The 19071-nt window shown below is 72.0% G+C and carries 22 protein-coding genes; 12 read left to right on the forward strand and 10 right to left on the reverse strand.

The window, feature by feature from the left end; all coding sequences use genetic code 11:
• Positions 1–352: 352 nt before the first annotated feature.
• The 3 genes from OG852_RS26155 to OG852_RS26165 all read left to right on the forward strand — a co-directional run bounded on the left by OG852_RS26155 (position 353) and on the right by OG852_RS26165 (position 3203).
• Complete coding sequence (locus tag OG852_RS26155) at positions 353–559, forward strand: cold-shock protein (protein WP_007493268.1); 207 nt, start codon at positions 353–355, stop codon at positions 557–559.
• Positions 560–929: 370 nt separating this feature from the next.
• Complete coding sequence (gene groL, locus OG852_RS26160) at positions 930–2552, forward strand: chaperonin GroEL (RefSeq protein ID WP_133911971.1); 1623 nt, start codon at positions 930–932, stop codon at positions 2550–2552.
• 276 nt (positions 2553–2828) lie between these two features.
• On the forward strand, positions 2829–3203 hold the full coding sequence (locus tag OG852_RS26165) for a VOC family protein (protein WP_133911972.1): 375 nt from the start codon (positions 2829–2831) through the stop codon (positions 3201–3203).
• On the opposite strand, the gene OG852_RS26170 is transcribed toward OG852_RS26165, so the two are convergent.
• Complete coding sequence (locus OG852_RS26170; RefSeq protein WP_330349105.1) at positions 3184–3873, reverse strand: class I SAM-dependent methyltransferase; 690 nt, start codon at positions 3871–3873, stop codon at positions 3184–3186. The two genes, OG852_RS26165 and OG852_RS26170, sit on opposite strands and share 20 nt — an antisense overlap.
• Entirely contained in the window at positions 3870–4010 is a 141-nt protein-coding gene (locus tag OG852_RS26175) for a hypothetical protein (protein WP_166663513.1), read from the reverse strand. Before OG852_RS26175 ends, OG852_RS26170 begins: the two co-directional genes overlap by 4 nt.
• A 187-nt stretch (positions 4011–4197) precedes the next feature.
• On the opposite strand from OG852_RS26175, the gene OG852_RS26180 reads away from it, so the two are divergent.
• The 5 genes from OG852_RS26180 to OG852_RS26200 all read left to right on the forward strand — a co-directional run bounded on the left by OG852_RS26180 (position 4198) and on the right by OG852_RS26200 (position 9201).
• Entirely contained in the window at positions 4198–5325 is a 1128-nt protein-coding gene (locus OG852_RS26180) for an NADH:flavin oxidoreductase (RefSeq protein ID WP_330349106.1), read from the forward strand.
• A 40-nt stretch (positions 5326–5365) separates the two neighbouring features.
• A complete protein-coding gene (locus OG852_RS26185) occupies positions 5366–5761 on the forward strand; it encodes a metallophosphoesterase family protein (RefSeq protein ID WP_330349107.1) in 396 nt (131 codons plus the stop codon).
• 26 nt (positions 5762–5787) lie between these two features.
• On the forward strand, positions 5788–5937 hold the full coding sequence (locus OG852_RS26190; protein WP_330349108.1) for a hypothetical protein: 150 nt from the start codon (positions 5788–5790) through the stop codon (positions 5935–5937).
• Between the two features lie 141 nt (positions 5938–6078).
• A complete protein-coding gene (locus tag OG852_RS26195) occupies positions 6079–7551 on the forward strand; it encodes an MFS transporter (protein WP_330349109.1) in 1473 nt (490 codons plus the stop codon).
• Between the two features lie 117 nt (positions 7552–7668).
• Positions 7669–9201, forward strand: a complete 1533-nt coding sequence (locus OG852_RS26200) for a carboxylesterase/lipase family protein (RefSeq protein ID WP_330349110.1) — start codon at positions 7669–7671, stop codon at positions 9199–9201.
• 21 nt (positions 9202–9222) lie between these two features.
• Here OG852_RS26200 and OG852_RS26205 read toward each other — a convergent pair whose 3' ends face one another.
• Positions 9223–9792, reverse strand: coding sequence for a hypothetical protein (locus OG852_RS26205; RefSeq protein ID WP_133911978.1), 570 nt, complete (start codon positions 9790–9792; stop codon positions 9223–9225).
• A 158-nt stretch (positions 9793–9950) separates the two neighbouring features.
• Between OG852_RS26205 and OG852_RS26210 the strand changes: the two genes are divergently transcribed.
• Positions 9951–11456 carry a subtype B tannase gene (locus OG852_RS26210; protein WP_330349111.1) on the forward strand — a complete coding sequence of 502 codons (1506 nt, stop codon included), beginning with the start codon at positions 9951–9953 and terminating at the stop codon, positions 11454–11456.
• An 8-nt stretch (positions 11457–11464) separates the two neighbouring features.
• Here the strand turns inward: OG852_RS26210 and OG852_RS26215 are convergent, their stop codons facing one another.
• From OG852_RS26215 to OG852_RS26230, 4 genes are read right to left on the reverse strand one after another with little or no spacing between them, the layout of a single operon-like run.
• A complete protein-coding gene (locus OG852_RS26215) occupies positions 11465–11791 on the reverse strand; it encodes a hypothetical protein (protein WP_330349112.1) in 327 nt (108 codons plus the stop codon).
• Complete coding sequence (locus tag OG852_RS26220) at positions 11779–13575, reverse strand: PTS transporter subunit EIIC (RefSeq protein ID WP_330349113.1); 1797 nt, start codon at positions 13573–13575, stop codon at positions 11779–11781. The genes OG852_RS26215 and OG852_RS26220 overlap by 13 nt, the downstream gene beginning before the upstream one ends.
• A gap of 16 nt (positions 13576–13591) precedes the next feature.
• A complete protein-coding gene (gene murQ, locus OG852_RS26225; protein ID WP_133911980.1) occupies positions 13592–14545 on the reverse strand; it encodes an N-acetylmuramic acid 6-phosphate etherase in 954 nt (317 codons plus the stop codon).
• A 48-nt stretch (positions 14546–14593) separates the two neighbouring features.
• Positions 14594–15532 carry a MurR/RpiR family transcriptional regulator gene (locus tag OG852_RS26230; RefSeq protein ID WP_330349114.1) on the reverse strand — a complete coding sequence of 313 codons (939 nt, stop codon included), beginning with the start codon at positions 15530–15532 and terminating at the stop codon, positions 14594–14596.
• A 54-nt stretch (positions 15533–15586) separates the two neighbouring features.
• Here OG852_RS26230 and OG852_RS26235 point away from each other — a divergent pair, with 54 nt between their 5' ends.
• Together OG852_RS26235 and OG852_RS26240 are read left to right on the forward strand one after the other, a co-directional pair.
• Positions 15587–15982, forward strand: coding sequence for a hypothetical protein (locus OG852_RS26235; protein WP_133911982.1), 396 nt, complete (start codon positions 15587–15589; stop codon positions 15980–15982).
• Between the two features lie 13 nt (positions 15983–15995).
• On the forward strand, positions 15996–16265 hold the full coding sequence (locus tag OG852_RS26240) for a DUF4031 domain-containing protein (RefSeq protein WP_133911983.1): 270 nt from the start codon (positions 15996–15998) through the stop codon (positions 16263–16265).
• Here OG852_RS26240 and OG852_RS26245 read toward each other — a convergent pair.
• The 3 genes from OG852_RS26245 to OG852_RS26255 form a co-directional block, all read right to left on the reverse strand.
• Positions 16255–17004, reverse strand: coding sequence for a hypothetical protein (locus OG852_RS26245; protein WP_330349115.1), 750 nt, complete (start codon positions 17002–17004; stop codon positions 16255–16257). The two genes, OG852_RS26240 and OG852_RS26245, sit on opposite strands and share 11 nt — an antisense overlap.
• A 129-nt stretch (positions 17005–17133) precedes the next feature.
• A complete protein-coding gene (locus OG852_RS26250; RefSeq protein WP_443064564.1) occupies positions 17134–17622 on the reverse strand; it encodes a GNAT family N-acetyltransferase in 489 nt (162 codons plus the stop codon).
• Positions 17619–18266: an HD domain-containing protein gene (locus OG852_RS26255; protein ID WP_330349116.1), complete on the reverse strand. Its 648-nt coding sequence runs from the start codon at positions 18264–18266 to the stop codon at positions 17619–17621. The genes OG852_RS26250 and OG852_RS26255 overlap by 4 nt, the downstream gene beginning before the upstream one ends.
• A 115-nt stretch (positions 18267–18381) precedes the next feature.
• Between OG852_RS26255 and OG852_RS26260 the strand changes: the two genes are divergently transcribed.
• Positions 18382–19062, forward strand: a complete 681-nt coding sequence (locus tag OG852_RS26260) for a copper homeostasis protein CutC (protein WP_330349117.1) — start codon at positions 18382–18384, stop codon at positions 19060–19062.
• Positions 19063–19071 lie beyond the last annotated feature (9 nt).

A 19071-nucleotide genomic window follows, 5' to 3' on the forward strand; every position in this document is an offset into this window, starting at 1 on the left:
TGTGGTTGAGCGCGGTACAGTTGGGGAACCGGGTCGCGGAACCCTGATCCGGAGTCTTTTGTTTCTGCCTGATGCCCGACAAGAAGTAGCCAAAGTGCGTGCCTCTTGTGCGGCATTTGTGGCTTTTGCGGGGCCCGACTTGCCCTGAATTCTGGCGAATTCTCGCCACATTACGGATCCCCTGCGTCCAGAATTCTCGTCCAAGTGACCTGTTGCAGAGGGCAGTTGGACAGATACATTCGGCCGCGGTCGACGCGTTCCGGCGCACGCCCCCAACCAACTGGGGGGTGAGGTCTGACCCGGATCCGCGAAGTGTGGATCTGTGCAAGGGCCAGTAATAGGGGAGTTAGGCATGGCTCAGGGCACCGTCAAGTGGTTCAACGCGGAGAAGGGGTACGGCTTCATCGCGGTCGACGGTGGTGCGGATGTTTTCGTCCACTACAGCGCGATCCAGATGGACGGGTACCGCACCCTGGAAGAGGGCCAGCGGGTCGATTTCGAGATCTCGCAGGGTCAGAAGGGGCCGCAGGCGGACATGGTCCGACTGGCGACCGGCTGAAGCACGCGCCGACTGAAGCGTCGTTCTTCTGTTTCATCTTCGAAGGGCTCGTGCCTCCCGGGGTACGGGCCCTTCGGCATGCCCCGGCACCCCGGTGAACCGGACCCCGGTCCGTGGGAGGCGCTTGCGCCCGCCCGTCACCCGACCACCCCCCTCAACGGGCCCGCTTCGCGGGCGCACCTTGCACTCGGGCATGCCGAGTGCTAATCATTGGCGTTAGCACTCTGAAGGTGAGAGTGACAAAGAAGGACCGGGTCGGTGAGGCCCGCAGGCCAGGTGGGGCAAGGAACCACGAGGCATGCGAGCCGTCCGTCGCGGGCGCGGGCGCGGTCCGAAGGAATCACCCCCAGTCCTGGAGGGACCACTTCACATGGCCAAGATCATCGCGTTCGACGAGGAGGCGCGGCGCGGCCTCGAGCGCGGCATGAACCAGCTCGCGGACGCCGTCAAGGTGACGCTCGGCCCCAAGGGTCGCAACGTCGTCCTCGAGAAGAAGTGGGGCGCCCCCACGATCACCAACGATGGTGTGTCCATCGCCAAGGAGATCGAGCTCGAGGACCCGTACGAGAAGATCGGCGCCGAGCTGGTCAAGGAAGTCGCGAAGAAGACGGACGACGTAGCCGGTGACGGCACGACGACCGCGACCGTCCTGGCCCAGGCCCTGGTGCGCGAGGGTCTGCGCAACGTGGCCGCCGGCGCCAACCCGATGGCTCTGAAGCGCGGTATCGAGAAGGCCGTCGAGGCCGTCTCCGGTGCCCTGCTCGAGCAGGCGAAGGATGTCGAGACCAAGGAGCAGATCGCTTCCACGGCCTCCATCTCCGCCGCCGACACCCAGATCGGCGAGCTCATCGCCGAGGCCATGGACAAGGTCGGCAAGGAAGGCGTCATCACCGTCGAGGAGTCCCAGACCTTCGGTCTGGAGCTGGAGCTCACCGAGGGTATGCGCTTCGACAAGGGCTACATCTCGGCGTACTTCGCCACCGACATGGAGCGTATGGAGGCCGTCCTCGACGACCCGTACATCCTGATCGCGAACTCCAAGATCGCGAACGTCAAGGACCTGCTCCCGCTCCTGGAGAAGGTCATGCAGTCGGGCAAGCCGCTGCTGATCATCGCCGAGGACGTCGAGGGCGAGGCCCTGTCGACCCTGGTCGTCAACAAGATCCGCGGCACCTTCAAGTCCGTCGCGGTCAAGGCCCCGGGCTTCGGCGACCGCCGCAAGGCGATGCTGAACGACATCGCCATCCTCACCGGCGGCGAGGTCATCTCCGAGGAGGTCGGTCTCAAGCTCGAGAACACGACCCTCGACCTGCTGGGCAAGGCCCGCAAGGTCGTCATCACCAAGGACGAGACCACCATCGTCGACGGTGCCGGCTCCTCGGACCAGGTCGCGGGCCGTGTGAACCAGATCCGCGCCGAGATCGAGAACAGCGACTCGGACTACGACCGCGAGAAGCTGCAGGAGCGCCTGGCGAAGCTCGCCGGCGGTGTCGCGGTCATCAAGGCCGGTGCCGCCACCGAGGTGGAGCTCAAGGAGCGCAAGCACCGCATCGAGGACGCCGTCCGCAACGCGAAGGCCGCCGTCGAGGAGGGCATCGTCGCCGGTGGTGGCGTGGCCCTGCTGCAGGCCTCCCAGGTCTTCGAGAAGCTGGAGCTCGAGGGTGACGAGGCGACCGGCGCCAACGCCGTGAAGCTCGCGCTCGAGGCCCCGCTCAAGCAGATCGCCGTCAACGGTGGTCTCGAGGGTGGCGTCGTCGTGGAGAAGGTCCGCAACCTCCAGGTCGGCCACGGCCTGAACGCGGCGACCGGTGAGTACGTCGACATGATCGCCTCCGGCATCATCGACCCGGCGAAGGTGACCCGCTCTGCCCTGCAGAACGCCGCCTCCATCGCCGCGCTCTTCCTCACCACCGAGGCCGTCATCGCCGACAAGCCGGAGAAGGCCGCCGCGCCCGCCGGCGGCGGTATGCCGGGCGGTGACATGGACTTCTGATCGACCTGACGGTTGATCGCCTGTCCTTGGGACCGAGGGCGGTATCCCTGGCTACGGCCGGGGGTACCGCCCTCGGGCGTTTCAGCGGGCGTCCATCGTGTCCCGCGCCGGTACGGCCATGGCCGCTACCGGTAGGGTTTCTGACATGAACACCGGACCGGCCTCGCGCCACACACGGATGGGCGATCCGGTGGAGAGCTGACCGCCCGCGGACCTCCGCAGTGCTCGCGCACCGAGAACCCTTCTTCGTGTCGAGTACAAAGCGAGGTCAGTCGTATGTCAGTCACGTTCAACCACACCATCATCGCCGCCAGGGACCGCAACGAGTCGGCCCGGTTCTTCCGGGAGCTGTTGGAGCTGGCGGAAGCCCCCTCGTGGGGCCCCTTCACCAACATTCAGCTCGACGACGGCGTGCTGCTCCAGTTCGCCGAGCCGCCGGTGGACATCCAGATGCAGCACTACGCCTTTCTCGTCGACGACGACCTGTTCGACCGGGCGTACCGGCGGCTGTGCGAGCGCGGCGTCGTGCACTGGGCCGATCCGCAGATGCGGCGGCCCGGTGAGATCAACAGCGAACACGGCGGCCGGGGCGTCTACTTCAAGGACCCCGCCGGTCACGCCATCGAGCTGATCACCCGTCCGTACCTGTGAGCGTCGGGGTGTAGTGGGAGCCGACGGCCGGCTGGCCCGTGTAGTTGGGGCCGGCCGCCGGGTCGGCGCCCACATAGGTGAGGGGGAGGGCGGTGGTCCGGGCGCCGCGGAGGGTGAGCAGGTGGCGGCGGGGGTCGTAGCCGAAGCCCGCCGCCCGGAGCGCCGCGATCGCCGCCCTGCCCGCGGCCGAGCCGTCGGCCCAGCGGATCGACTCCGGGTCGAAGTGGGCGAGGAGGAGACCGTCCTCGGTCAGCCAGGAGGCGGCCCGGGTCAGCAGTCCGAGCTGGTCGCCCACGTAGTGCAGACCGTGGACGCAGGTGATCAGGTCGTACGGCCGGGTCGGCGCCCAGGTGGAGACCGAGGCGGCGATCTCCTCGAGGGTGGGCGGGGTGGGGAGCGGGACCAGCGGTCCCACCAGGTCCACGGCGGTGAGGACTGCGTCGGCGGGGAGGGCGGAGGCCGCTTCCCGCAGGGCGCGGCCCTCACCGCTGCACAGGTCCAGCCAGGAGGGCGCGGGCCTCGCCAGATGCGCCAGCAGGTCCACGCCCAGCTCGCGGGCGTAGCTGTTCACCCCCGCGAGGCCGCGTTCGCGGTTCATCGTGTTGTTGGCGACCACGGACGACCGCTCCAGCTCGGGCAGGGAGACCAGCGCGCGTCGTTGCCCGGTCATGCGGTCACCCGGCCGTCGACGACCGTCGTGGCGACCGCCGTCACCCAGCCCTCGTGTCCCGTCAGTGTCCCCGGCAGACGCGGATCCCCCGGAGAGCCACCCGTCGCCCACGTCCCCGCCCCCATCGCCTCTCCCATGCCGAAACGCTAACCGATACCACTGACAACGCTCCCGCGTGGCCGGGATCACAGGGCGTTCCGGGGGCCGGCCGGAATGGGACGGACGGCGTGGCGGTTCATCTTGGAGAGTCACTCAATGCATATGCACATACCGACCGGTTTTCCCCGCGCAAAGAACCTCTCACTTCACGAGGAGCCCCCCGACGTGAGCGTCACCGAGCCCACCCCCTCCCGCGCCGCCGAGATCCTCTCCCGGCCGGTGAGCATCAACGGTCTGACCGTCCCGAACCGGATCGCCATGGCGCCGATGACCCGGATGTTCTCCCCGGACGGCATCCCGGGCGAGGACGTGGCGTCGTACTACGCGCGACGCGCCGGCGCCGGTGTCGGTCTGATCGTCACCGAGGGGACGTACATCGGGCACGAGTCGGCCGGGCAGAGCGACCGGGTGCCCCGGTTCCACGGTGAGGAGCAGCTCGCGGGGTGGGCGAAGGTCGCCGAGGGCGTGCACGCGGCGGGCGGGACGATCGTGCCGCAGCTGTGGCACATCGGCATGGTGCGCAAGCAGGGTGAGCCGCCGTTCGCGGACGCTCCGGCCGTCGGTCCGTCCGGGCTGCGGCTCGACGGGACCGAGGGCACGGGCAGGGCGATGACCCAGCGCGACCTGGACGACGTCATCGCCGCGTTCGCCGAGGCGGCGGCCGCCGCCGAGCGCATCGGCTTCGACGGCGTCGAGATCCACGGCGCCCACGGCTACCTCGTCGACCAGTTCCTGTGGGCCGGCACCAACCGCCGTACCGACGCCTACGGCGGTGACGCGGCGGCCCGTACGAAGTTCGCCGCCGAGATCGTCGCGGCCGTCCGGGAGACCGTCTCGGCCGAGTTCCCGGTCATCTTCCGCTACTCGCAGTGGAAGCAGGAGGCCTACAAGGCCCGGCTCGCCGAGACCCCGGAGGAGCTGGAGGCCCTCCTCACGCCGCTGGCCGCCGCCGGTGTCGACGCCTTCCACGCCTCCACCCGCCGCTACTGGATCCCGGAGTTCGAGGGCTCCGACCTCAACCTCGCGGGCTGGACGAAGAAGCTCACCGGCAGGACGACCATCACGGTCGGTTCGGTCGGTCTGGACGGCGACTTCCTGCGGGGCTTCGCGGGCGAGGGCGCCCCGCTCAAGGGCATCGACGACCTCCTCGACAGCCTGGAGCGGGACGAGTTCGACATGGTGGCCGTGGGGCGTGCGCTGCTCCAGGACCCGCAGTGGGCGGCCAAGGTCCTCGCGGGCCGTACGGATGAGCTGCGGGCGTACGACGCCGCCGCCCTGCGCACCCTGAGCTGAGCGCCGGTTCACACGGAAACCGGTGGGTGGGGTCCGGGAGGTGAGGATCCTTCATCTCTCGGACCCGCACATCGGGAGGGACGGCGCGGGCGGCTCCCTGCGGCTGATGCTGGGCGAGCTCCGGCAACCGCGGGACGTGGACGCCGTCGTCGTCACCGGTGACCTCGCCGACGACGGCGCGACGGAGGCGTACGCCACCGTCCGCACGCGCGTCGGCGATTTCGCGCGCCCCCTCGGCGCGCCCGTCTTCCACACCACCGGCGACCACGACGAGCGGTCCGCCTTCGCGAAGGTTCCGGGCAGGGGGCACCCGGAGGGCGCCGTCGCGTTCCCGGGGGAGGAGCGGGCCGCCGTCAGCGAGGTCGGCGGGTGGCGGTTCGTCACGCTCGACTCGCTGGTCCCGGGCCGGGTGGGATCGTCAACCGGATCGATCTGACCACCGCACCCGGGACGGAGCGGGCGGTGCTCGGTGCGTCGGCCTCGCCGGTGGAGCTGGGCGGGGCGGAGGGGCCGATGTTCCGCACGTTCCCCGCTCGGGATCCGCGCGCTCATGAGCTGGTCCATCAGCTGGACGAGGAGCGGACCCGGGAGATCATCGCGCGGCACGGCTGAGAGGGACGCGGTACTGCCGGCGGCACCCTGGGCGATTTCGCTTGCTTAACTCAATCAATCTGCATATGCTTGCTTGAGTCAAGCAGTTCATCGCTGGCTGCTCCCCTTCCTCGTTCCCGCGCATCCGACGGAGGCCCTGTCATGTCCGACGCCCTTGCCCGACCCGCCGCGGCGGGGACATCCGCGCCGCCGAGGTCGAACGCCGTGGTGGCGGTGCTGGCCCTGGCCGGGATCGTCGTCTCGCTGATGCAGACCCTGGTCATCCCGATCGTCCCCGAACTGCCGAAGCTGCTGGACGCGCCGGCGTCCGACACCGCCTGGGCGGTCACCGCCACCCTGCTCGCGGCGTCCGTCGCCACCCCGGTCGTCGGACGGCTCGGCGACATGATCGGCAAGCGGCGGATGCTCGTGGTCAGCATCCTGATGCTGATCTCCGGCTCGCTGGTCTGCGCCCTCGCCGACTCCCTCGTACCGATGATCGTCGGCCGTGCGCTCCAGGGCCTGGCCGCCGCCGTGGTGCCGCTCGGCATCAGCATCCTGCGGGACACCGTGCCCGCCGACAGGCTCGCCGGCTCCACCGCCGTGATGAGCGCCTCGCTCGGCGTCGGCGGTGCGCTCGGGCTGCCCGCCGCCGCGTTCATCGCCGACAACTGGAACTGGCACGTCCTGTTCTGGACCTCCGCCGCCCTCGGCGTCGTCTCCCTCCTGCTCGTGCTGGTCTTCGTGCCCGAGTCGCGGAACCGCTCCGGCGGCCGCTTCGACCTCGTCGGCTCGCTCGGACTGTCGGCCGGTCTGGTCTCGCTGCTGCTGGCCGTGTCCAAGGGGGCCGACTGGGGCTGGACGTCCGGGTCCACCCTGGGCCTCGGTGCCGCCGCCGTCGTGATCCTGGGCGCCTGGGGCTGGTGGGAGCTGAAGGCCGAGCAGCCGCTGGTCGACCTGCGCACCACCGCGAAGAGCCAGGTCCTGTTCACCAACCTCGCCTCGGTCGCCCTCGGCTTCTCGATGTTCGCGATGTCCCTGGTCCTGCCCCAACTGCTCCAGCTTCCCGAGCAGACCGGCTACGGCCTCGGCAGGTCCATGCTGACGGTCGGTCTGGTGCTCGCCCCGCAGGGCTTCGTGATGATGATCATGTCTGCCGTCTCCGCCGGGATCACCAAGGCCAAGGGCCCCAAGGTGACGCTGATGATCGGCGCGCTGATCGTGGCCGCCGGCTACTGCCTGAACATCGTCCTGATGAGCGAGGTCTGGCACCTGGTCCTGGTGTCCTGCGTCATCGGCGCCGGCGTCGGCTTCACCTACGGCGCGATGCCCGCCCTGATCATGGGCGCCGTCGACCCCTCGCAGACCGGTGCGGCCAACAGCCTCAACACCCTGATGCGCTCGCTCGGAACGTCCTTCGCCAGCGCCATCGCCGGTGTGATCCTCGCTCAGATGACCACGGACTTCGGCGGGTACGCCCTCCCCTCGGAGAACGGCTTCAAGGTGATCATGGCGATCGGCGCCGGCGCCGCGCTCCTCGCCTTCTTCCTCGCGAGCTTCATCCCGAAGCGCAGGGCCCCCGCGCAGCTCTCGGTGGTGGGGGAGACCGAGGAGGCCACGCCGGTCAAGTCCTGAACCCCCCCGTTGCCCGCTGGAGGCGGCCGTCACCCACACGAGGGGTGTCGGCCGTCTTCGGCACTTTCGCCGCGCACCGCCCGTTCCACGAACAGCCAGCGAATACAGGAGTGATCGATGACGACAGCCGAGGCAGCCCTCGTCGCACGGACCGCCGCCGGAGCCGTGCGCGGCCGCCGGGAGGACGGTTTGACGGTCTTCCGCGGAATCCCGTTCGCCGCCCCGCCCGTGGGGGAGGCCCGCTTCCAGGCCCCGCGCCCGCCGCGGCCCTGGGACGGAGTGCGCGACGCGTACGCCTTCGGCCCGCCGCCCCTGCAGGAGGCCGGGATCCAGGGGCGCGCGGGCGTGCTGGACGCCCCCATGGGCGACGACTGGCTGACGGTGAACGTGTGGACGCCCGAGGCCGACGAGCAGGCCGGCCGCCCGGTCATGGTCTGGATATACGGCGGCGCGTACAAACTCGGCCACTCCGGCAGCCCTGGCTACGACGCCCAGCACCTCGCCCGCACCGGTGATCTGGTCGTCGTCACCCTCAACTACCGCGTCGGCATAGACGGGTTCGCGCGGATCGAGGGGGCGCCCGCGAACCGGGGGCTGCTGGACCAGGTGGCCGCGCTGGAGTGGGTGCGGGACAACATCACGGCGTTCGGCGGGGATCCGGGCCGGGTGACCGTGTTCGGTGAGTCGGCGGGGGCCGGTTCGGTGGCGTCGCTGCTGGCCATGCCGTCCGCGCGGGGGCTGTTCGGGCGGGCGATCGCACAGAGCGTGCCCGGCACGTTCTTCTCCGACGCACTCGCCCGTGACCTCGCCTCCGCGATCGCCGCCGAGGCGGGCCTGCGCCCGACGGCCGCCGACCTGGCGACGGTCGACCCGCGCGAGCTGCCCGAGGCCGGGGCGGCGCTGAGCGCGACGATGGGGGAGCGGGTCGACCGCTGGGGGCAGGTGGCGCCCACGGTCACCCCGTTCTCCCCGGTGGTGGACGGGGAGGTGCTGCCGGTGACCCCCTGGCAGGCGCTGGCCGCGGGCGCGGGCCGGGACGTCGAGCTGGTGGTGGGGCACAACGCCCAGGAGTACCGGCTGTTTCTGGCCATGGCGGGGATCCTGGGCAAGGTGACGGAGGAGCAGGCCGCCGGAGTGCTCCGGCTGTTCGCGCCGGGCGGTGACGCGGGCGCGCGGGCCTACCGGGAGGCCTATCCGGACGCGGACGCAGGTGAGCTGTTCGAGCGGGTGCAGTCCGACTGGCTGTTCCACATACCCTCCCTGCACCTGGCCGAGGCGCAGGTGGCGGGCGGCGGGCGGGCCCATGTCTACGAGCTGACCTGGGCGGCCCCGGGCATGGGCGGCGTCCTGGGCGCCTGTCACGGCCTGGACATCCCGCTGCTGTTCGGCACCTACCAGGCGGACCTGGGCAATCTGCTGTTCGCCGGGGTGGAGGTGAGCGAGGAGGCCCGCGCGCTGACCGAACGGTTCCAGACGTCCTGGACCTCCTTCGCCCGCTCGGGCGACCCGGGCTGGCCTGCGTACGACCCGGAGCAGCGGCTGGTGCAGGTGCTGGACGTCGAGCCGAAGGTGGTCCCGTACCCGGAGGAGACGTCCCGGCGGCTGTGGCAGGGGCGCGAGTTCCTTCCGCTGCCGTTGCTGGGCGCGTAGGGGAGCCGAGCGGCAAGGGTCCTAGAGGTTGCCCAGGGGTTCGATGTCGACCTTCACCGGGGTGCCCCAGATGCGCAGGACCTCGTAGTCGGTGAACTCGTGGACCAGGCGGTAGGCCATGGCGGGGCGGGAGCCGCGGCGCAGGGCGGCGAGGTACAGCTCGGCCTCGTGGCGGTCGCGGCGCGGGGTCCCGCAGAGCTGCCACTCCTGCCCGTTCCACAGCTCGGGCAGCCAGCGCTGCTGGGGCTGGGGGCGGTCGCCGCGGCTGCCGTAGCGGGAGGGGGCGTGGGAGGCGGGTGCGCTCTGCGGGGCGGGGCCGTTGAACTCGGCCCGGCGCGCGGCGCGGCGGCGGGTCTCGCAGAGCAGGCACAGATCGGGGGCGGCCTCGTCGACCGGGCCGTTCGGGTGCTCGGCGCAGCGGGTGGTGGGTGCGGCGCTGGTGACGCTGTCGTCGAGCAGCTCCAGCGCGCGCTTCAGATCGGCCTTGACCTCGTGCAGCCGGGCGTCGGGGGTGTCGGCGGTCAGGGCCTCGCCGTGCTCCCCGAGCAGGCGGAGGGCACGGCCCAGGGCGGTGGACTGCGCGTGGTTCATGGCTCCCAGGGTAGGGCGGGCGGCGCGGAGGGCGGCTCTCGGCCAACTTGGGACGCGAAGCCCATGATTGTTGACAATTTTGATGACGATTCATGGAGGGCGGTGATAGCAAGGGCTGTCGGGAAGAGCTGCCTACACGAGAGACGGATGTGAAGCGAGTGAAGCGCAGAACTGTGGTCCTGGGGCTGACCGGCGCCGCCGCGGTCCCCGCCGTGGGATTCGCCGGTGCCGCCCGCGCGGCGGGCGGCACCGCGAAGACGGCGGCCGCCGGCTCCTCCCTGGTCTTCGACCCGTCCGCGTACACCGAGCAGACGATCGGCATCACCGACACGACCGGCACCGCCCACAGCGTGACCTACCGGTTCTTCAAGGTCGCCAGCTATGTGGCCGCCCCGGTGAACGCGGCCTACCAGTCCCTCAACGTCAGCGTCCCGGTCGCGATCGACGGGGTCGCCGTGGACGCCTCCGACGCGCCCGTGCTCCTCGCCAACGCCATCGGCGGGTACATGCCCTCGTCCGTGGCGAACGCCACCGGGATCAGCGCGTCCGGCATGGGCGGCGGCACCAGCAGGCAGGCCCTCGCGCTGGCCGCCGGGTACGTCGTCGTGGAGCCGGGGGCGCGCGGCCGGACGCTCGTCGACGCCGACGGCGTGTACTACGGCACCGCGCCCGCCGCGATCGTCGACCTCAAGGCGGCCGTGCGGTACCTGAAGTTCAACCGGGGCCGGGTCCCCGGGAACGTGGACCGGATCGTCTCGTCCGGCGTCAGCGCCGGCGGCGCCCTCTCCGCCCTCCTCGGCGCCTCCGGCGACAGCCCGCTGTACGAGCCCGGTCTGGAGGAGATCGGCGCGGCCGACGCGAGCGACGCCATCTTCGCCAGCGGCGACTGGTGCCCGATCACCGACCTCGAGCACGCCGACGCCGCCTACGAGTGGAACTGGGGCGCCAACCCCCTCGCCTCCGGCGCGACCGTGGACGCCACGATCTCCGCCGACCTCAAGGCCCTGTACACGGACTACCTCGCGTCCCTCAAGCTGCGCGCCCGGGGCTACGGCACGCTCACCACGCGCAACCTGGACACGTACCTCCTGGAGACCTTCCTCCAGCCGTCCGCCACGAAGTACCTGGCGGCCCTGTCGGAGACGGCCCGCGCCGCCTACCTCGCCGCGAACCCCTTCCTCACCTGGTCCGGCGGGAAGGCGACCTTCACCTGGGCCGACTTCCTCACCCATGTCGGCGCACGCAAGAAGAACGCCCCCTCGTTCGACGCGTTCGACCTGTCGACGCCCGAGTGCAACCTCTACGGCACCGGCACCACCCGGGCCCGCCACTTCACGCTCTACAGCCTGCGCCACGAGGCCGGGGACAGCGCCCGCCTGGACGCCGACCTCCCGGCCAAGCTGCGCCTGATGAACCCGATGTACCACCTCGTCGACAAGGTCAACCCGCACCGCGCCAAGCACTGGTGGATACGCGTCGGCACCAAGGACAGCGACACCTCCCTCTCCGTGGCCGCCAACCTCGCCACCCGGCTGACCGACCTCGGTGACGACGTGAACACGGCGTACTACTGGGACGCCGGGCACGGCGCCGACCTCGACCCGGGCGACTTCATCACCTGGATCGGGGAGGTCTCGGGACACCGGAAGCGGAACCCGCGGTAGCCGACGGTTCAGGGCGCGGCCGGCAGCTCCACCCGCCTGCCGCGCCCGATCTCCTCGCCCGGCTCGTCGCTCACGACCGCGAACGCCCCGGCCGGGACCCCCGGCAGGGCCGCCAACCGGGAGGCCACCTCCAGCAGGGCCCGCTCCTCGGCCCCGGTGACGAAGAAGACGTAACGGTCCTCGTCCTCCACGCCCTCGTCGAAGACCTCCGCAGCGCCCTCGTCCTCCACCGCGGCCAGGAAGTCCTCGACGTCGTCGATCCAGGGGAAGGGGTAGGCGCCCTCCGCCGGATCCGGGACGGGGGTCAGCGGTACATGGATCTCTACGACGACCATCCGCCCATCCTCCCCCCGGAACCCGTACGGGACCCGGCGGCCGCCGCCGCCCTGCGTACTCCGCCGAAGGCGTAGGTCGCCGCGAAGCCGACGGCGTAGCCCGTGAGCAGGCCGCCCGCGTAGATCGCGGCCGTGACGCCCAGGCCCCTGTTCCCCGCGAGCAGCGGGAACAGGGCCCACCCCGAGGGGCCGATGGCGGTGGCGCCGACGCGGTCGCCGAGCATCGCGAAGAAGCCGATGAACGCGCCGCCGGCCGCGCCGCCCGCGCAGGCGGTCAGGAAGGGGCGGCCGAGGGGGAGGGAGACGCCGTAGACAAGGGGTTCGCCGACGCCCAGCAGGCCCGCCGGGAGCGCCGATCTGATCGTCGTCCGCAGAGAGGCGCCGAGGGAGGTGTCGTGGCGCAGCCGGACGTACACCGCGACGGCCGCGCCGACCTGGCCCGCGCCCGCCATCGCCAGGACGGGGAGCAGGACCGTGTAGCCCTGCTGGTCGATGAGGGTGGTGTGGAGGGGGATCAGGGCCTGGTGGAGGCCGAGCATCACCAGGGGGAGGAAGAGACCGCCGAGGACCAGGCCCGCGAGGGCGCCCGTGGTGGCCAGCAGCCAGTTCGCCGCCGTACCGATCGCGGAGGAGACCGCGCCGGCCGCGTACATGATCCCGTACAGGGTGCCGAGGCCCGCGACGAGGACGGTGGCCGTGGGGGTGAGGAGGACGTCCAGGGCGTCCGGGACCCTGCCCCGGCACCACCGTTCGACACGGCTCGCGAGGAGGGCCGCGGCCAGTGCGCCGAGCACCCCGCCCTGACCGGGGGAGAGAGGCACCCCGAACGCCGTCACCTTCGCCACCCCGGGGAACACGACGATCGCCGCGACCGCCCCGCCGAGGACGGGCGTGCCGCCGAACTCCTTCGCCGTGTTGTGGCCGACGAACACGGGGATCAACGCCATGAAGGCGGAGGCGACGGCGGCCAGGGCGGGGGTCAGACCGGGCAGCAGACCCGCGTTGACGAGGAGACCGTTGAGGCCGGCGAGGATGCCGCAGCCGATCAGAGCGGGAATCAACGGAACGAAGACAGCGGCCAGCCGCCGCAGCCCGACCTTGAAGAGAGCCGCCCCCCGCCACCGCCGCAACCACCCCGCCCCCACCCCCTCCCCACACCACCCAGCCCCGCGCACCCCCGCCGCGGCCCCCTCACCCGCGGCCCCCTCACCCGCCGCCCCCTCACCCGCCGCCCCCTCGCCCGCCGTCAGCCCCTCGCCCGCTGCGGCCAGCGCCCCGCCCGTCAGCCCCGGGGCAAGGGTCCGCGCCGCGCCCGCTGTCAGCCCCGCGGCAGCGGTCCGCGCCGCGCTCGGCGTCAGTCCCTCGGCTGCGGTCGGTCCTTCGCCCGCTGCCAGCGCCGGCGCCGGCGTCTCGCCCGCTGTCGGCCCCGGGGCAGGGGTCCGCGCCGCGCCCGCTGTCAGCCCCGCGGCAGCGGTCCGCGCCGCGCTCGGCGTCAGCCCCGCGGCAGCGGTCCGCGTCTCGGACGCCGTCAGTCTCTCGACCTGGTCCGTCACTCTCGTGACCACGCCCGGGCCCAGTACCACCTGCCAGGTGTCGTCGGTCGGGACGACGCCGAGTACGCCGGGCAGGGCGCGTAGGGCGTCCTGGTTCGCCAGGGACGGGTCCGTGAGGCGCAGGCGCAGTCGGGTCATGCAGTGGGCGACGGAGGTGATGTTCGCGGGGCCGCCGACCAGGGGGAGGATCGCGGCGGCGAGCTCGGGGGCGCTGTCCTTCGGGAGGCTCACCCACCGAGCGTGCGGCTCAGTCGGCCGCCGCGGCGAGCGCGGCGCGCAGATGACCGCCGGACTCCTCCAGAAGGCGGGCGGCCGTCGGCGCGTCCACCCCGGCGAGCAGCACCAGGACGGCGTGCTTGACCTCGCCGTCGGTGGCCGTGAGCGCCGCCTCGATGTCCCGGTCCCCGGCGCCGGTGGCCAGCGCGACGATGTGCCGTGAGCGGGCGCGCAGCTTGTCGTTGGAGGCCCGGACGTCGACCATCAGGTTCCCGTACGTCTTGCCCAGCCGGATCATCGTGATCGTCGACACCATGTTGAGCACCAGCTTCTGCGCGGTGCCCGCCTTGAGACGGGTGGACCCGGTGAGCAGCTCGGGCCCCACGACCACCTCGATCCCGTGCTCGGCGGCGGCCGCGAGCGCGCTGCCCGCGTTGCAGGACAGCCCCACGGTCAGCGCACCCCGGTCCCGGGCGTACTCCACGGCGCCGATCGCGTAGGGGGTGCGGCCGGAGGCGGAGACGCCGATCACCGAGTCGTCGCGGGTGAGGCCGAGCGCCTCCAGGTCGGCGCGGGCCAGCTCCGGCGAGTCCTCGGCGCCCTCGACCGCCGTCACCATCGCCCGCGGGCCGCCCGCGATGAGCCCGACGACCTGTCCGGGGGCGGTGTTGAAGGTGGGCGGACACTCGGACGCGTCGAGCACCCCGAGCCGCCCGGCGGTTCCGGCGCCGGCGTAGACCAACCGCCCACCGCGGCCCATCCGTTCGGCGACGGCGTCGATGGCGGCGGCGATCCGCGGAAGCTCCACGGCGACGGCGGCGGCCACCGCGGCGTCCTCGCCGTTCATGACCCGGGCGAGGTCGAGCGTGGGCAACCGGTCGATGTCGGCGAGTTCCGGCCGGAAGGCCTCGGTGGTGAGGGAGGAGAGCCGGCGGCGCAGATCGTCGGAGGGCGGGGTGGGTGGGGTGGGTGGGGTGGAGGTCATGGCAGACGGTCTTTCCGATGCGGGGCGTGCGGGTCCAGTGCGACACCTCTACCTGTGCCGGTGCGCCAACGCCTCGTACGACGCGGCCAACGCCGGCCCCGCCACCTCGTACGTCCGCTGGGCGACCCCCACGAACAGACAGTCCACCACCAGCAACTGCCCCGTCCGGGAGGACATCGCGGCCGGCCGCAGCTCGCTCTCCCGCGCCGTCGACGTGGTCAGGACGTGATCGGCGTACTGCGTGACCGGACTGCGCGGCCGCCCCGTGATGGCCACGGTCGTGGCGCCCCGCTCGAACGCCACCCGCAGCGGCTCGATGACGTCCCGGGTCGACCCGGAGTGGGTGATGGCGACGGCGACGTCCCCGGCGCCCAGCTGCACCGCGTTCGTCACCGCGAGGTGTGGGTCGCTGTGGGCGTGGGCCACGCGTCCGATCCGCAGCAGCTTCTGGGTGAGGTCCTGGGCGACCAGCCCGCTCGCGCCGACGCCGTACACGTCGACCCGCCGCGCCCCCGCCGTCGCGGTGACCGCCGCCTCCAGTTGGGCGGTGTCGAGTCCGGCGGCGGTGTCGGCGAGGGTCTGCTGCTCGTCGTAGGCGAGTTTGGCGACGACGTCGGTGAGGGAGTCGTCGACGTCGATGTCCCGGGTGAGGGCGGGAGCGCGGCCGGACTGCTGCTGGGCGGCGAGTCCGGCGAGGGCGAGGCGCAGGTCGCGGTAGCCGGGGTAGCCGAGGACACGGGCGGTGCGGACGACGGTCGCCTCGCTGGTGCCGGTGCGTTCGGCCAGGCCGGTGACGGTGAGGGCGGCGCACCCGGCGGGGTCGCTCGCGACGGCCTCGGCGACGCGCCGCATGGAGCGGGTCAGGGAGGGCGCGAGCGTACGGACCTTGCCGGCGAGCGCGGCGGGCGCCGCACGGAAGGCTTCCGGATCGAAGGTTTCCGCAGGGAAGGTTTCCGGAGGGAAGGTTTCCTTCGCTTCCTGGGTCACAGGGGAAAGGTATTTTCAGCCTGGGGGCGGGTCAAGCTCGCGCACAATAGGACTATGGAGTCCTCCGGTATCCCCGTCGGCGTCCTCGAACAGGCGCTGCACACCGCCCGTGCCCTCGTCCTCGCCGATCTGGCCGCGGGCGAGGTGGCCGCGCCGGACGTGGTGTCGATGGTGGAGGACTCCGTCGTACAACGCCGCTGGTGGGTGGAGCAGTGGCCGGACGGCGTGGCGTATCTGCCCGGGCTGGTCGCCCAGGACGTCCAGGACGCCCTTCTCGAACGGTACGGACGCTGGCCGCTGTGTCCGGTCTGCGGCTCGGGCGATCCGCACGCCCTCGACGTCGAGCCCGAACTGGGCCCCGACCCGCACTGGGTGTGTCACAAGGCGGGCGTGAAGGTCGCTGCGGTCGGCACCCTGGGGTCGGCGACGGGCGGGACGCGCCCCTCATGAGGTCGAGGCCGTTGTGACGATCTACATCGACCCGCCGAACTGGCCGGGCCACGGCCGGATGTGGTCCCACCTCGTCAGCGACGTCTCCTACGACGAACTGCACGCGTTCGCCGAGAAGGCGGGGGTGCCCTCGCGCGCCTTCGAGCGCGACCACTACGACATTCCGTCCCACCGGTACGCCGAGGTGGTGGCGGCCGGCGCGGTCGAGGTGAGCAGCCGTGAGGTGGTGCGGCTGCTGCATGGAGCGGGGCTGCGCCGGCGCAAGGGCGGGCTCAGTCGTTGAACACCGGCTCCATGGTGTGCCACCAGGCGGTCAGGCTGCTCTGGTCGGGGCCGGTGATCTGCACCAGGGCGGGACGGTCGTAGTAGCTGCAGAGGAAGACGTACTGCCCGGTGGTCGACAGGAAGCACACCACATCGCCCGCCGCCTGGCCGGTGTTGTTCTCGGACCAACTGCCGCGCACATTGATCTGGGTCTCGCAGTTCCCTTCGGGGAGGCTGCTCGCGTAGCTCTGGAAGACGGCGTCCCGGTCGGTCTTCGTCTCGTACGTCACGACGCTGGCCTTGCCGGTGCCGGTGACGCCGAACCGGTCGACGGTGGTGACCGTGCAGTACAGCGCGGCCGTGGCGCCCTGCCACACGGTGTGGGAGCAGCTCCCGGGTGACCACTGGTCGGTGTTGAGCGAGTCGCGCAGGTCGTGCTCGGCGGGGGTGAGGCCGTCGTCCTCGCCGCCGGACCGAGGCGTGGGACCGGAGTTGTCCGGGGTGGGCGGGGGCGGATCGCTGCTCGGGCTCTCGCCGGGCGGTGAGCTGACGGGCTCGACGGGCGTGCTGCTGCTTGGGGGCGGCGGGTCGGCGATGTCCCCCTTGGACTGCTGGGCCTGGAAGTAGAGGCTCACCAGGGCGATCACCGTGCTGATCACCACACCGATGATGGTCCAGCGCACCCCCCGGCCGGCATGCGGGTCGGGCAGCGGCGGTCCGGGTGGCCGCGGTGGCGTGGACGGGCCGTACGAACTCATGACGCTCCCCCGCTTCCCCCGGCGTACACGGCCCGTGCGCGGCGTGGCCGTGCCGGAATTATCCGAAGCGCGTGGGGTGGGAGGGGACCCGAAGAACGGAAGATCGCCCCCGGCTACGCCAGGTCCAGGTCAGCCGCGCAGCTCATACGCGTATGTGCCCTCGCCCTCCCAGACCCGGACGAACCCGGTCCGTTCGAGTACGGCGCGGGAGGAGGCGTTGCCCTGTTCGACCGTGGCGAACAGTCGCCGTACGTCGTCCCGGGCGAGCGCCCAGTCGGCCAGCGCGCGCAGCGCCTCGGTGGCGTAGCCCCGGCCACGGGCGTCCCGGACGAGGTCGTAGCCGATCTCGGTCCGTCCGTCCTCGTCGGGCGCGGTGTGGAACCCCATGCTGCCGATCGCCCGCCCGTCCTCCCGCCGTACGAGCACGTACAACCCGAAGTCCGGCCGCAGTACGCCGCTTTCGTGGGCCCGGAACACCATGCCGGCGGCGTCGCGCGTGCCGTCGTAGGGTCCGCCCCCGAGCCAGTCGAAGCCGCCGTCGCCGCCGGACCACAGATCGGCGAGGGCGGTGGGGGAGGCGCTTTCGAGGGTGAGGCGGGGGCCGGGTATGCGGATCACGACGTGAGCAGTTCCAGCTCGGACCGCAGGTTGTAGCGGGCGGTCGCCTCCCACCGGTCCGCCCCGTACGGCGTCCTGAACAGCCTGGGCAGCTCGAGGAGCTGACGCAGGATCGAGGCGCGGCCGGCTCGGAAGGCGTCGCCCGGCACGAAGTGGTACTCCTCGCGGACGGCGGCCGTGTAGGCGGCGTACGCGGAGGGCGGCGCGGCGAGGATCGCGAGGTCGGCGTCGCACAGCACCTGGCCGTCGCGGTCGTCGTCGGCGGGGTCGTGTGTGACGGTCAGCCGCACCAGCCGCGCCACCTCGGCGGTTCTCGCCTCTCCCACCCCCGCCTCGGACAGGGCCCGCTCGGCCAGCCGGGCGGAGCGCTCCTCGTTCTCGGAGCGGTCGGGCAGATAGACGGCGTCGTGGAACCAGGCGGCGAGCCGTACGACGGCCGGGTCGTCCGCGTGCTCCTCCAGGACGTCGATGTGGTCGAGGACCGCGGTGAGGTGGGTGAGCGTGTGGTAGCGGCGCTGGGGCTCCTGCCAGCGGGTGAGGAGGTTCTCGGCGTAGGGCGCGGGGTCGGGGCCGGCCGCGGCCGGGTCCCGGGCGGCCTCCAGGGCGTGGGCGAAGCGGGTGCGCAGGGCGTCGAGGTCGGCCATGGGGTCATTCTCGCGCGCGTGGGTGCGGGTGGGGACCGGGAGGCGAGCGTATGGTGCAATTGGACTAGACAACTGGACTAGACCTGTCGTGATGATTCTCGATGAATGGGGTCCCATGAGCGAGCGTGCAGTGCTGGAGGTGATCGCCCTCGACGCCGAGGACGCGATCGCGGCCCGGGCCGGAGGCGCGGACCGCCTCGAACTGGTCACCGACATGGCGGCGGACGGCCTGACCCCGCCGACGACGACCCTCACCGCCGTCCGGTCCGCCGTGGACATCCCGCTCCGCGTGATGCTGCGCCTGACGGACGGCTTCGCGGCGGGGGACGTGGACCGGCTGGTGCGGGTGGCGGGCGAGCTGCGGGCGGCGGGGGCGGAGGAGTTCGTGCTGGGGTTCCTCGAAGCGGGCGGCGGGGTGGACCTCGGTGCCGTGGAGCGGGTCGTCACCGCGTTGGACGGCTGCCCCTGGACCTTCCACCGGGCCCTCGACCACGCCACCGACCGCGACTCCGTACGCAAGCAGCTGGACGGCCTGCCCGGCCTGGACACCTACCTCACCGCAGGCTCGCCCGCGGGCGTGGACGAGGGCCTCCCGACCCTCCTGTCGGAGGCGTCCCGGGCAGGCGACCAGCAGCTCCTGGTCGGCGGGGGCCTACGCCTGGACCATGTACCGACCCTGAGAAGGGCGGGCGTGACGGCCTTTCACATCGGCGGGGCGGCGAGGCCGGGGGGCTGGAGCAAGCCGGTGTCGGTGGAGGCTGTGCGGGAGTGGCGGAGAGCGCTTGACGCCGGCTGAACGCGCAGC

It is taken from the genome of Streptomyces sp. NBC_00582, assembly GCF_036345155.1.
GTDB lineage: Bacteria > Actinomycetota > Actinomycetes > Streptomycetales > Streptomycetaceae > Streptomyces.